13 protein-coding genes are annotated in these 13,431 nt (G+C 63.0%); 7 read left to right on the top strand and 6 right to left on the bottom strand.

The features are described from left to right. Positions 1-215: 215 nt before the first annotated feature. Positions 216-1,457, bottom strand: coding sequence for a TIGR03862 family flavoprotein (locus QR290_RS25615; protein WP_289203857.1), 1,242 nt, complete (start codon positions 1,455-1,457; stop codon positions 216-218). A 280-nt stretch (positions 1,458-1,737) separates the two neighbouring features. Continuing rightward, positions 1,738-2,658, bottom strand: coding sequence for a histone deacetylase family protein (locus QR290_RS25610; protein ID WP_007958746.1), 921 nt, complete (start codon positions 2,656-2,658; stop codon positions 1,738-1,740). Between the two features lie 82 nt (positions 2,659-2,740). On the opposite strand from QR290_RS25610, the gene QR290_RS25605 reads away from it, so the two are divergent. From QR290_RS25605 to QR290_RS25595, 3 genes are all read left to right on the top strand, one after another. Next, positions 2,741-3,310, top strand: coding sequence for a GNAT family N-acetyltransferase (locus QR290_RS25605; RefSeq protein ID WP_179693652.1), 570 nt, complete (start codon positions 2,741-2,743; stop codon positions 3,308-3,310). 109 nt (positions 3,311-3,419) lie between these two features. Then, positions 3,420-4,289, top strand: a complete 870-nt coding sequence (gene tesB, locus QR290_RS25600; protein WP_039771793.1) for an acyl-CoA thioesterase II — start codon at positions 3,420-3,422, stop codon at positions 4,287-4,289. Then, positions 4,286-4,879 carry an HAD family hydrolase gene (locus QR290_RS25595; RefSeq protein ID WP_289203856.1) on the top strand — a complete coding sequence of 198 codons (594 nt, stop codon included), beginning with the start codon at positions 4,286-4,288 and terminating at the stop codon, positions 4,877-4,879. Before tesB ends, QR290_RS25595 begins: the two co-directional genes overlap by 4 nt. A gap of 27 nt (positions 4,880-4,906) precedes the next feature. Here the strand turns inward: QR290_RS25595 and QR290_RS25590 are convergent, their stop codons facing one another. From QR290_RS25590 to QR290_RS25575, 4 genes are all read right to left on the bottom strand, one after another. Then, positions 4,907-5,860 carry an alpha/beta hydrolase gene (locus QR290_RS25590; protein ID WP_289203855.1) on the bottom strand — a complete coding sequence of 318 codons (954 nt, stop codon included), beginning with the start codon at positions 5,858-5,860 and terminating at the stop codon, positions 4,907-4,909. Next, the gene (ypfJ, locus tag QR290_RS25585; RefSeq protein WP_289203854.1) at positions 5,861-6,748 is read right to left on the bottom strand and encodes a KPN_02809 family neutral zinc metallopeptidase; all 888 of its coding nucleotides are present in this window, start codon (positions 6,746-6,748) and stop codon (positions 5,861-5,863) included. Positions 6,749-6,939: 191 nt separating this feature from the next. Further along, complete coding sequence (locus tag QR290_RS25580) at positions 6,940-7,773, bottom strand: aldo/keto reductase (RefSeq protein WP_289203853.1); 834 nt, start codon at positions 7,771-7,773, stop codon at positions 6,940-6,942. Then, positions 7,757-9,493: an FAD-dependent oxidoreductase gene (locus tag QR290_RS25575; protein ID WP_289203852.1), complete on the bottom strand. Its 1,737-nt coding sequence runs from the start codon at positions 9,491-9,493 to the stop codon at positions 7,757-7,759. The genes QR290_RS25580 and QR290_RS25575 overlap by 17 nt, the downstream gene beginning before the upstream one ends. 177 nt (positions 9,494-9,670) lie before the next feature. Here QR290_RS25575 and QR290_RS25570 point away from each other — a divergent pair, with 177 nt between their 5' ends. The 4 genes from QR290_RS25570 (at position 9,671) to QR290_RS25555 (ending at position 13,388) form a co-directional block, all read left to right on the top strand. After that, positions 9,671-10,447: an IclR family transcriptional regulator gene (locus QR290_RS25570; protein ID WP_289203851.1), complete on the top strand. Its 777-nt coding sequence runs from the start codon at positions 9,671-9,673 to the stop codon at positions 10,445-10,447. Positions 10,448-10,563: 116 nt separating this feature from the next. After that, positions 10,564-11,625, top strand: coding sequence for a Gfo/Idh/MocA family protein (locus QR290_RS25565; RefSeq protein ID WP_289203850.1), 1,062 nt, complete (start codon positions 10,564-10,566; stop codon positions 11,623-11,625). A 2-nt stretch (positions 11,626-11,627) separates the two neighbouring features. Then, positions 11,628-12,443: a sugar phosphate isomerase/epimerase family protein gene (locus tag QR290_RS25560; RefSeq protein ID WP_289203849.1), complete on the top strand. Its 816-nt coding sequence runs from the start codon at positions 11,628-11,630 to the stop codon at positions 12,441-12,443. 66 nt (positions 12,444-12,509) lie between these two features. Further along, entirely contained in the window at positions 12,510-13,388 is an 879-nt protein-coding gene (locus tag QR290_RS25555) for a DMT family transporter (protein WP_007958785.1), read from the top strand. Positions 13,389-13,431: the final 43 nt, after the last annotated feature.

Here is a 13,431-nt window from a genome sequence, read left to right as displayed (position 1 = left end):
AAAGATCAAAAGCCCCCTCACCCTAGCCCTCCCGAAACGTCGGACCGCCCGGAGGGAGAGGGGACTGATTGGGGGATGCTTCAGAAATACACCGACCGGATCCTGCTTTACCGAATCCATAATCGACTCGGTCTCTCAGGTCGATGTATAGCGCCAGACAACCCGGTCGGCCCCCTCTCCTGGGGGAGAGGGCTGGGGTGAGGGGGGAGGGCGACTCAGCTTTTACGTCGTAACCAGTCCAGCATCCCCGACCCCGCCGCCCGCCCACTGGCAAAACACGCCGTCAGCAAATACCCCCCAGTCGGCGCCTCCCAATCCAGCATCTCCCCCGCACAAAACACCCCGGGCAACGCCTTGAGCATCATCCGCTCATCCATCGCCTCGAACGTCACCCCGCCGGCACTGCTGATCGCTTCATCCAGCGGTCGGGTTTTCACCAGCGTCAGCGGCAAAGCCTTGATCGCCCGGGCCAACAACGCCGGATCGGCAAACGTCGCAGCATCAGTGAGTTCCCGCAGCAACGCCGCTTTCACTCCATCAATCCCGACCTGACTGTGCAGATGCTTGGCCATCGAGCGCGAACCCCGTGGTTTGCTCAATGCCGCCTGCAATTTATCCACAGGTCGGCCGGGCAACAGGTCGATGTGAACAGTCGCGGCACCGTGCACATTGATCGCCTCACGAATCGGCGCCGACAGGGCGTAGATCAGACTGCCCTCGATCCCGGTCGCGGTAATCACGCATTCACCCAGACGCGGAACATCGTCGTTCAAACCAATGGCGATATTTTTCAGCGGCGCGCCGGCGAATTTGCTGGCCATCACTTCGCTCCAGGCCTGCACCTCGAAGCCGCAATTGCTTGGCTGCAAGGGCGCCAGTCCTACGCCGCGTTGCTCCAGCGGCAGCATCCACGCGCCGTCGGAGCCCAGCCGCGACCAACTGCCGCCGCCGAGGGCGAGCAGGGTGGCGTCGGGGTTGAGGGTTTTTTCGCCTTCCGGGCTGTGGATGCGTAGCGCGCCGTTTTCATGCCAGCCGAGCCAGCGGTGGCGGGTGTGGATAACCACGCCGCTGTCGCGCAGGCGCTTGAGCCAGGCGCGCAGCAATGGCGCGGCTTTCATGTCGGTGGGGAACACCCGGCCGGAGCTGCCGATGAAGGTTTCGATGCCCAGTTCGTGAATCCAGCGGCACAGAGCATCGGCGTCGAACGCGCGCAGCAGCGGGGCGATGTTCGGAGCGCGTTCGGCGTAGCGCGAGAGGAAGGCCGGGTAGGCTTCGGAGTGAGTGATGTTCATGCCGCCAACCCCGGCCAGCAGGAACTTGCGGCCCACCGAGGGCATGCCGTCGTACAGATCGACGCGGACTCCGGCTTGGCTCAGTACTTCGGCGGCCATCAGGCCGGCGGGGCCACCGCCGATGATGGCGACGTGAGCGGGAGAGGTGGCGTGAATCTGGGTCATGGCGTGCGCTGCGGTCTGACGAAATATGGCGCGCATTCTAACAGCGCAAATCCCTTGTGGGAGCGAGCCTGCTCGCGATGCGGCGGATCAGTCGCCATCGATTCCGGATGAGAGGGCCTCATCGCGAGCAGGCTCGCTCCCACAGTGGCTTGTGGTGGCTCAATTCGCTGATCAAAAAACAACCAGTGCGCTGCAGGTCATGTTCAGCGTGGGCTGTAGTCCCTTTCGCTCAGGTTATCCACAGGCCGTTCCACAGCCATTGTGGGTAACGCAGCACAACTCAATGACAACCGGATGACTGCCAGACGCGCTGCGCACTGTGATGCAGGATGCCGTGACGGCGGGCCAGGGCGTGGCGATCCTTGCTGTAACCGCCGCCGATCACCCCGACCACCGGGATGTCGCGACCCAGGCAGTGGCGCATCACGCTTTCATCGCGGGCGGCAACGCCTTCGTCGGTCAGTTGCAGATAACCGAGGGCGTCGTCCTTGTGCACGTCGACGCCGGCGTCGTACAGCACCAGATCTGGCTGATACAGCGGCAGCAGATAGTTGAGCGCGTCATCGACGACTTTCAGGTAATCGGCATCGCCCATGCCGTTGGGCAGCGGAATGTCCCAGTCGCTTTCGGCCTTGCGTGCAGGAAAGTTCTTTTCGCAGTGCAGGGAAACGGTGATCGCTTCCGGGGTGTTGTGCAGAATCCGCGCAGTACCGTCGCCCTGATGCACGTCGCAGTCGAAAATCAGCACTCGGTTCACCCGGCCGCTTTGCAGCAGGTAGTGGCTGATGATCGCCAGGTCATTGAAGATGCAGAACCCGGCGGGGTAATCGTAGTGGGCGTGATGGGTGCCGCCGGCGAGGTGACAGGCCAGGCCATGTTCCAGCGCTTTCTCTGCCGCCAGAATCGAACCGCCAACGGCCCGCACCGTGCGCCGGGCCAGCGCTTCGTTCCACGGCAGACCGAGGCGCCGCTGGTCTTCGCGGGACAACTCGCCACTCATGTAGCGTTCGATATAACCGCGGTCATGGGCCAGGGCGAGAATGTCGGCGGGGCACAGTTCAGGGCGCAGCAGGTCTTCGTCGCGGGTCAGGCCGCTGTCCACCAGGTGATCGCGCAGCAGACGGAACTTGTCCATGGGAAAGCGGTGATCCGCCGGAAATTCCGGGCTGTAGTCTTCGTGGTAGATCAGCGGCAACGGCATGGTGGACTATTCATAAAGGCTGCAGGAAAGAGTGCAAAGCCTAACAGCGATGTAGACTGACGGCATCAAGCGGAGGGGCGGGATGGAACCGATACTGGAGCTGGAAAGCGCAAGGCTGCTGATGCGCCAATGGCAGGACGAGGATTTGCCGGCATTTGCGGCGATGTGCGCCGACCCGCAGGTGATGCGCTATTTCCCCGCGCCCTTGAGCCGGCTGGAAAGCGCCGCGCTGATCGGCCGGGTGCGCGGGCATTTTGCCGAACACGGTTACGGCCTGTGGGCGCTGGAGCGCAAGGACAGCGGCGAGTTCATCGGTTTTACCGGGCTCGGCGTGGTCGGCTTCGATGCGCCGTTCACCCCGGCGGTGGAAATCGGCTGGCGCCTGGCCAAGGAACACTGGGGCCTTGGTTATGCCAGCGAAGCGGCCTGGACCGCGTTGCGTTGCGGCTTTGACCGGGTGGCGCTGAATGAAGTGGTGTCGTTCACCAGCGAGACCAATCTGCCGTCGCAGAAAGTCATGCAGGCGATCGGCATGCACCACGCCCCGCAGGATGATTTCGACCACCCGCGTCTCGCGGACGGTCACCCGTTACAGCGACATGTGTTGTACCGCATCACGAGGGAGCAGTGGCTGGAAACCTTGCATGGATAAGCAGGCGCGGACGTTTACAATGGCCGGCACCCGGGGGGCGCCGGCCAGAACCTGAATCCCCCGCCGCAGCCAAGACTGCGCGGCATAGCTTTGTGTGAGGAGAGTCTGAATGAGCCAAGTGTTGGAAGATCTGGTGGATCTGCTGACCCTCGAACCGATCGAGGAAAACCTGTTCCGTGGTCGCAGCCAGGATCTGGGCTTTCGCCAGTTGTTCGGCGGCCAGGTGCTCGGCCAGTCGCTGTCGGCGGCCAGTCAGACCGTTGAGGAAGCGCGCCATGTGCATTCGATGCACGGTTATTTCCTGCGTCCGGGCGATGCCAAGTTGCCGGTGGTCTACTCGGTTGACCGCGTGCGTGATGGCGGCAGTTTCAGCACCCGCCGCGTGACTGCGATCCAGAAGGGCCACCCGATTTTCACCTGCAGCGCTTCGTTCCAGTACGACGAGGAAGGCTTCGAGCACCAGAGCCAGATGCCGCAAGTGGTCGGTCCGGAAAACCTGCCGTCGGAGCTGGAGCTGACTCAGCAACGCGCGCACCTGATTCCGGAACACATGCGCGAAAAGCTGCTGTGCCCGAAACCGATCGAAGTGCGCCCGGTCACTGAAAAAGACCCGTACAACCCGCAACCGGCGGACCCGATCAAGTACGTGTGGTTCCGTGCCGACGGCGCGTTGGCCGACATCCCGGCGCTGCACAAATACCTGCTGGCCTACGCCTCGGACTTTGGTCTGCTGACCACCTCGATGCTGCCCCACGGCAAATCGGTCTGGCAGAAAGACATGCAGGTCGCCAGCCTCGACCACGCGTTGTGGTTCCACAATGATCTGCGCGCCGATGACTGGTTGCTCTACGCCATGGACAGCCCTTGGGCTGGCAACTCTCGCGGGTTCTCCCGTGGCAGCGTGTTCAACCGCGCCGGGCAACTCGTAGCGTCGGTGACCCAGGAAGGCCTGATCCGTCATCGCAAGGACTGGGCATGAGTCTGGCGGATGTGCGGCACTGGGTGTTCGACATGGACGGCACCCTGACCGTCGCCGTGCACGACTTCGCGGCAATTCGCGTGGCGCTGGCGATCCCGCCGGAGGACGACATCCTCACGCACCTCGCGGCTTTGCCCGCCGAGGAAGCGGCGGCGAAACATGCGTGGCTGCTGGAACATGAGCGGGATCTGGCGCTCGGTTCGACCCCGGCAGTTGGCGCGGTGGAACTAGTGCGCGACCTGCACGCCCGGGGTTATCGCCTCGGCATTCTGACGCGCAATGCGCGGGAGCTGGCCCATGTGACGCTGGAAGCCATCGGCCTGGCCGACTGCTTTGCGGCTGAGGATGTGCTGGGCCGCGATGAAGCACAGCCAAAACCGCATCCCGGTGGCCTGCTGAAACTGTCCGAGGCCTGGCAAGTGCCGGCGAGCGAGATGGTGATGGTCGGTGATTACCGCTTCGACCTCGACTGCGGTCGGGCGGCGGGGACTCAAACGGTGCTGGTGAACCTGCCGGATAATCCGTGGCCGGAGCTGACCGACTGGCATGCGAAGGATTGTGTGGAGTTGCGGCGGATGCTGTTCGCCTAAAAAAACGGGGGCTTGGGCCCCCGTTTTTTATTGCTCGAATATCGCTTTCTGGCCTTCCGGCGAGGTCAGCATGCCGTCGCCGTTATGCCCGACGCCGGGCACTTCGATAAGGCGCTGATTCACCCCTTCAGGGTGACGACGCAGCAAGTAACCGAAAAACAGCTTCCCGCGCTCCAGTCGATAAGCCCCTTGGGCTTTGGCGGCGCAGCTCTTGTCCAGCGCCGGGTGTTGCGGGTCGGTGTCCTGCTGGCCCAGCAGATAAATCACCTCACGTTTGACGTAACGGCCTTCAAGCTGCGCGGGCGTTTGCCCACCCGAGTAGATCGGCGGATCCATCAGACCGTACTTCCACCGGTTGAAACCCGGACACTTGGCATGATCGAAGGCCACCGGGCGTTGCTCATTGAAGTAGGCGTACGACGACGGGTTGGCCACCACGTAACGCAAGCGAATGCCTTCGGTCTTGAGCGCCGGTTGTTCCTGGGCAAGCAGTGCATAACGCTGCACCACCTGCGCACCGCCGGAGTGGCCGAAGATCACGATCTGATTCACGTCCGGAAACTGTTTGCGATCACTCAGCCGCCCGACGATTTCGTCCAGTGCGGCGTAGGAACTCAGCGGGTTCGGCCCTGTGGATAACCCTCCGCCCATCCAGTCGTTGCCTTGCCAGCGCAGCACGCTGGCGGGCAGCGAGTAGAGCGACACATCGCTTTCGTTGAGAAACTGCGGGGCGATCACCAGGGTGTTGGCGGTTTGTCCGGCCAGTTCCGCCGCGACTTCGCCGCTTTTGCGATAGGTCTCGGCGTTGCGCAGACGGCCATGAATGACGATCAGCACGCGCTCGATTTTCGCCGGCGCCGGGCCGATGCCCACCGCCATTTCGCCGGCCTGCAATTGCAGGCGCCCGGGACTGATTGCGTCGACGCCGGCCGCTTGGGCGGTGCCGCCGATGAACAGTAAAGCCAACAGCCATTTATGCATTTACAGGTTTTTCGCCGCAAAGGTATCGCACTGGCCGACCTGGCCCTGGGCGAATCCGGTTTTGAACCAGCGCACCCTTTGCGCCGACGTACCGTGGGTGAACGAGTCCGGCACCACACGGCCCTGACCCTGTTGTTGCAAGCGATCATCACCGATGGCGTTCGCCGCGTTCAAGGCTTCTTCGATGTCGCCCGGTTCCAGCCAGTTCAGACGCTTCTGCGCGTTGTAGGCCCAGACCCCGGCCAGGCAATCGGCTTGCAGTTCCTGACGCACCAGCAGTCCGCCGGCGCCTTCCATCTGCCGGCCTTGCTGGCGGGCTGTCTGAATTTTCGCCGAGACGCCGAGAAGCGTCTGCACATGGTGTCCGACTTCGTGAGCGATCACGTAGGCTTGGGCGAAGTCGCCGGCAGCCTTGAAACGCTGGGCCATTTCCTGGAAGAACGCCATGTCCAGATAGACCTTCTGGTCTGCCGGGCAATAGAACGGGCCGGTGGCCGAGGTTGCCAGACCGCAGGCGGAATTGACCCGGTTGCTGAACAGCACCAGGGTCGGGTCCTTATATTGCCGGCCGGCCTGCTGAAAGATCGCGCCCCAGGTGTCTTCGGTGTCGCCGAGAATTGAACGCACGAATTCGGCCTGTTCATCGTTGGCCGGCGGTGCCTGACGGGTTTGCGAAGTCGGTGCCGCTTGCTGCGTGCCTTGGCCGGTGAGCTGGCCGAGGATCTGCAGCGGGTCCTGCCCGGTGATCCAGCCGATACCGACGATCAGCAGAATCGCCCCGAGGCTCAGCCCCTTGCCGCCGCCGAAGCGCATGCCCCCACCACCGCCCATGTCATCGCCACGGGCGTCGACGACGTTGTCACTGCGTCGGCCTTTTTTCCATAGCATGTGGGAATCCTCTGTCTGATCGTGGTGATGAGTGTTGCTGGTGTGTGAGTGTGGCGCCAGTCCGGTCGTCCGTCTATTCGCACACACGAACAAAGGCCCGGCCTCGGGGGTGACGAGGTCGGGCCTGTTATTGACGAGCGCGAGTGCTGGGAATTCAATCCGCCAGCGGTTTTCTTTCGCCGGGACAGGCGTCAGCGGTCGAAGGCGTCCCACTCTGGCGCGAAGTCCGGGCTGACCTGACGTTCGCGCTTGGACAACCCGGCGATCAACGCCCGGTCATCGTCATCCAGTTCAACATTCAGTGAGGCCAGGTTGGCCAGTTGATTGGTCTTGCTGCTGGCCTTGGGAATCGCCGCCACGTTGTCCTGATCCAGCAGCCACTTCAGCGCCACCTGAGTCGGTAGCACGCCGTGTTTTTCGGCGATCTGTTGAATCTGTGGAATCTCCGAGACCTTGTTACGTGCCAGCGGCGTGTAGGCCGTCAGCGCCAGATCGTGTTGACGGGCGTAGTCGAGCAGGGCGTTTTGTCCGAGCAGGACGTGGTATTCGACCTGAATGGCTGACAGAGGAATGCCGTATTCCTCGACGACTTTGCGCAGCAGCGGCAGCGGAAAATTCGCCACGCCGATGTTGCGAGCCAGCCCCTGTTCCTTGAACGACGCGAGGGTTTCAAGGGTTCGCGGCAAGTCCCAGTCGGTGGTCGGCCAATGGATCATGAACAGGTCGACGTACTCGCTGCGCAACGCCTTGAGGCTGCGATCCAGCGAGTGACGCATGGCGTCCGGTTGCAGCTGGTCCCACCAGACCTTGGTGGTGACATGGATTTGCTCGCGGAGTGTCGGCGTATTCGCCAGCGCCTGTCCGACTGCGTCTTCGTTGTTGTAGGCCGCCGCCGTGTCGATGTGTCGGTAACCGAGTTCCAGTGCTTGTTCCACGGCGCGGGTGCATTCGTCGCCGAGCATCGGCCAGGTGCCGAGGCCGAGTTTTGGCAGGTTCAGTCCTTGTCTGTTAACGATGTGCTGCATGGTCGATCTCCTGTTCGAAAGCCGTGACGCCCGCCATGTGTCGGGCTGCGATGTAACCGAAAGTCAGGGCCGGGCCGAGGTTGATCCCGCCCGCCGGGTAATGCCCGCCCATGATGCTGGCCATGTCGCCACCGGCGGCGTAGAGCCCGGTGATGGGCTGGTCTGCGGCGTCGAGCACTTGCGCGTGCGGGTTGACCTTGAGCCCGGCGAAGGTGCCGAAGCAGCCCGGCTGTACCTTCACCGCGTAGAACGGACCTTGTTCGATAGGCGCCACGCACGGATTGGGCTGTTGCGCGGGATCGCCCTGTTTGCGGTTGTACGGGGTCGAGCCGCGACCGAACAGCGGGTCTTCGCCGTGCCGGGCATGGTGGTTGTAGTCATGGAGAGTGGCGCGTAAACCGTTCGGATCGATGCCGCATGCAGTGGCCAATTCCTCAAGGGTATTGCCGGTTTTCAGATAGCCGCTGCGGATAAAACCTGACACCGGAACCGGAAACGGCCGAGACATGCCGAGCCCGTAACGCCGCTGGAACGCGCGGGTGCAGATCAGCCAGGACGCAACCTCTTCGCCTTCTGGGGCGGCGGCGACCATGGCGCTGACGTAGTCGTAATAGCCGTTGGCTTCGTTGACGAAGCGCTGACCGTTGCGCAGCACGCCGATGATCCCCGGTTTGCCACGTTCGATGATGTGCGGAAAATGGCCGATGCTGCCGTCGGAGTGCGGCACCTGCGAGACCGGTGCCCACGCCACGGGCGAGGCCACATCGGTGTTGACCCGGCCCCCGACGGTTTCTCCCAGTCGCAGGCCGTCGCCATTGACTGCCAGCGGAGGCAGTGCCCAATGTTCATGACCGGTGGGCGTGCGAGGGAACAAGGCCTTGCGCCGCTCGATGTCATTGGCGAACCCGCCGGCCGCGAGCACCACGGCTTTGCGCGCGTGGACAGTAATCGGGCCCTTTGCGGTGTTCACGCGAGCGCCGGTGATGCGTGATTCGTCGCGCAGCAGTTCGGTTACCGGCGCCGATTCCCACAGCAGTACGCCGAGGTCTTCGGCGGATTTCGCCAGCCGCGCCACCAGCGCCACGCCGTTGACCAGTTGCATCGCCCGACCGTGCAGCACCAGGTCCAGCAGGTGGCGAGTGAAACGCCGAGTCACGTGCCAGGCCGCCGACAACGAGCGAGTCAGATTGAGAAACGCCGACAGGTCCGCGCCGGCCATGATCGGCATGCCCATGAACGATGTTTCGCGCATGGTTGTACGAAGACGCTTGAGCAGGCGTCCGACCTTTCGTCCGTCATAGGGCGCGGCAATCACCGAGCGTCCGCCGGTGCCGGCGCCCGGTGTTTCGCCGTGGATGTCGGCGATGGCGTTGCCGTCGGCGAATTGCAGGGCGGTGTGTTGTTCGAAGAACGCCACCATGCGTGGGCCAGCTTCAAGGAAGGCCTCGATCATGGCCGGGTCGTAGTGCTCGCCAAGTTCGTGGCGCAGATAGGTGCGCGGCAATTCCACGTCTTCCACGATCCCGGCGCGCCGGGCCAGCGGATTGCACGGCACCCACGCCCAGCCGCCGGACCACGCGGTGGCGCCGCCGAACACCGGATCCTTTTCCACCACGATGACCTTCAAGCCATGCCAGGCAGCGGTGACGGCGGCCGACAAACCGGCGGCGCCGGAGCCGACCACCAGAACGTCGCAGTCGATATCGGGAAGGGCAGGCATCAGGAAGGGCTCCAGCAAGTAATTGTTTTTAGAATCATGTTCCAGAAAATAACCAGTGCGGACGAAGCAGATCAACCGACTGAGGCGCAAAGTGGGCGGTTATCGGACGGAGGGTTCCAGATTTCGCATTCCTCGGGATGTCTTCTAGAATCGGCAAAATTTCACCGAGAGCGCACCATGGCCGGCAGTCAAATCGAACGGGTTTTCAGCGTGCTGGAAAGCCTTACCAGTGATCCGCGCGGGCTGCCGATGCAGACCCTGGCCGAGCAACTGGGCATTCCGAAGAGCGCGACGCACCGCCTGCTCGCCGAGCTGATCCGCCTGGGTTACGTACGGCAGAACCCGGAGACGTTGCGCTATCACCTGTCGACCAAACTGGTTGCGATGGGCTTCCAGTACCTGTCGAGCAGCGGTGCCGACATCGTGCAGCCGGTGCTCGATCGGCTGGCCCAGGAAACCGGTGAGCTGGTGCGTCTGGGCGTGATCGACGGTGAGCGCCAGACCTGGATCGCCAAGGCCCAGGGTGCCCGCACCGGTCTGCGTTACGACCCGGACATGGGCCGTGATGCGCCGCTGTTCTACACCGCTTCGGGCCATGCGTGGCTGGCGTGCATGAGCGACGCGGAGGCGTTGTCGCTGGTCGAGCGCCAGGGCGCGGAGGTGCCGGCGGATATCGGGCCCAACGCGCCGCGCTCCAATATTGAACTGCTCGAACGCCTGCGCGTGGCCCGGGAACAGGGCTATGCCTGTGTGGAAGAAAGTTCGGCGGTCGGCACTTCGGCGATTGCTGCGGTGGTGAAACATCCTGCCGATGGCCGGGTGATTGGCGTGCTGAGCATAGCCGGGCCAAGCGCACGGATGCCGGGCGCGCGATTACATGAACTGGCACCGTTGCTGCTGACGTTTACCGAGGAGCTGTCGGCGGCCAGCCTGGCCTCGGAGTTGTTCGTTTAAGCAAAGCTGTGCGCTGTTCGCCCACTTTTCAGTCAAACGGGTGTGAGAATCTGGAACCAGGTTCTAAATTGTTGATGGAGTGAGTTTTCCCACAACAATCACAAGAGGATCGCACCTTGAACCCGCCCCTTCGCATCGCCCTGATCGGCGCCGGTAACATGGGCCAGCAACATTACCGGCACCTGAAACATCTCACTGAGGCCACGTTATGCGCCGTGGCCGATCCCGGCCCTCAGGCACCGGCCCTGGCGGCAGAGTGGGGTGTGGCGCATTTCGCCGATCACCGTCAGATGCTGGAGCAAAACCGGCCAGACGCAGTGATCGTCGCCAATCCGAATAATCAGCACGTCAGCACCGCGCTGGATTGCCTCGCCGCTGGCGTTCCGGTGTTGCTGGAAAAACCGGTGGGCGTAAACCTGGATGAAGCGCGGGAGCTGGTGGCAGCGGTGAAGCGCAGCGGCGTGCCGGTGCTGGTCGGTCACCATCGGCGGCACAATCCGTTGATCGTGCGAGCCCATGAATTAGTCAAGGGCGGAGCATTGGGGCGACTGACGCTGGTGACTGCGTTGTTCCAGCTGCGCAAGCCTGACCGGTATTTCGAAACCGCGTGGCGGCGCGAAGAGGGCGCGGGCATGCTGCTGACCAATCTGATTCACGACCTCGACCTGCTGCGTCATCTGTGCGGTGAAGCGCGTTCGGTGCAGGCGATCACCGACCGCTCGGTGCGCGGTTTCGCCAATGAAGACAGCGCGGCGATCCTGCTGCAGTTCGATGGCGGAGCGCTCGGCAGCCTGACCGGTTCCGATGCGGTGGCGGCGCCGTGGAGCTGGGAGTTGAACTCCGGGGAAAACCCGGTCTATCCGCGTCAGGCCGATCAGCCTTGCTACTTGCTGGCGGGAACGGCCGGGGCCTTGAGCATTCCGCAACTCAAGCGCTGGCATTACAGCGCCGATCAGGTGGACGCCGGTTGGCACGAGCCGTTGCTCTCGGTCGATGAGCCGTTCACGCCTGACGAAGCCCTGCGCTTGCAATTGCAGCATTTCGTCCGCGTCGCACGACGGGAGGTTGAACCGCTGGTGAGTGCCGCCGACGCCGCCCGCACGTTGGCGCTGGTCGAGGCCATCCGTGAAGCAGCGATCAGTGGTCGCGCCACCGAACCTGCGCAGATCGAGGCCTGACCATGAGCGAACGAATTCTGTCCCTGGCCAGCCTGACCGTGCTGGAGTTGTCGCCACCTGACATGGTCGAGGTCGCGGCCCGTGCCGGTTACAGCCATGTCGGCCTGCGCCTGGAGCCGGCGACGCCCGAGGAATATCACTTCCCGTTGGTAGCCGATGGCGATTTGCGGCGTCAGACACTGGCGCGTTTGCGTGACACCGGAATCGGCGTGCTCGACGTGGAAATCCTGCGTTTGAAACCGCAGACGCTGGTGGCGGATTTCGAGCAGCTGCTGAGCGTCGGCGCGGAGTTCGGTGCCAGTGAATTACTGGTCGCCGGTAACGATCCCGACGAGCAGCGGCTCACCGATAATTTTGCGGCACTCTGCGATCTGGCGGCGCCCTACGGTTTGCACCCGCATCTGGAGTTCATGCCGTGGACCGATGCGCGCAATCTCGAACAGGCGTTGCGCATCGTCGACAACGCCGGGCGCGAAAACGGGGCGGTATTGGTCGACGCGTTTCACTTCGACCGTTCCGGATCGCGGCTGGAAGATCTGGTCGGAGTGCCGGCCTCGCGGCTGCGCTATGCACAGTTGTGCGATGTTGCCGGGCCGAGGCCGACGGACATGGCCGAGATCTTGCGTCAGGCCCGTAATGAACGACAGTTTCCCGGCGAGGGCGATTGTGACTTGATCGGCTTGTTGCGCAGTCTTCCGGCTAACCTTCCCCTGAGTCTGGAAATTCCCACGGTCAAATTGCTGGAGCAAGGCGTGAGTGGTTTGCAGCGGGCGCAAATGGCAATCGACCGGACGCGGGAATTGTTGGCCCGGCTTTAAGTCTGCTCCAAGGGGCGAGGGCGCACGCGTCCTCGTCACCGTTTATTTTTCATTCAGAGAGAGCCAATGACCGTCAGCACTCCGCTTTCCGGTGTCAACCAACCCTTCAAGGGGATCTTGCTGATTGTCGTGGCAACCTTCCTGTTCTCCAGTCACGACGCGCTGTCGAAATACCTTTCGGGTTTTTATCCGATTGTCATGGTGGTGTGGGCGCGGTATCTGGTGCACACGCTGCTGATGGCGGGGATTTTCCTGCCGCAGTCCGGTCTGCGCGTGCTGCGCACCAAACGTCCGTTGTGGCAGTTGGCGCGGGCGTTGTGCCTGTTGGGCACCAGCCTGTTTTTCACCACGGCGTTGCTGTACATCCCGCTGGCCGAGGCCACGGCGGTCAACTTTCTTGCGCCGGTACTGGTGACGGCGCTGTCGGTGCCGTTGCTCAAGGAACGGGTGACGCGCGGTCAGTGGATCGCGGTGGTGTGCGGGTTCATCGGTGTGCTGATCATCGTCCATCCGGGCGGTGATTTGTTCACCCCGGCGATTCTGCTGCCGTTCTGTTCGGCGCTGTTTTTCTGCTTCTATCAGTTGCTCACCCGCAAGCTCGCGGAAATCGACAGCCCGACCACCAGCAACTTTTTCGCCGGGTTGTGCAACACGCTGGTGATGAGTGCGCTGGTGCCGTTCTTCTGGCAGGTGCCGAGCCTGGGGCATGCGCTGTTGATGCTGGCGCTGGGCAGTTGTGGGATGACCGCACACCTGTTTCTGACCCAGGCGTTCCGCCATGCCGCACCGGCGTTGCTGGCGCCGTTCGGTTATTGCCAGATCGTGTTTGCGGGATTGTTGGGCTGGTTGCTGTTTGCTCACACACCGACCCTGATGACGGTGATCGGGATCGCGGTGATCTGTTGCAGCGGACTGGCGGCAGCGTGGCAGCAGAGCCGGCGCTGAAAGCAAAACCGGCCTGAAATCAGGCCGGTTGATGCAGGACGGC

The organism is Pseudomonas fluorescens, assembly GCF_030344995.1.
Classification (GTDB): Bacteria; Pseudomonadota; Gammaproteobacteria; order Pseudomonadales; family Pseudomonadaceae; genus Aquipseudomonas; species Aquipseudomonas fluorescens_BF.
Note: the sequence above shows the minus strand (reverse complement) of the source record. Positions and strands in the feature narration are given on the sequence as shown.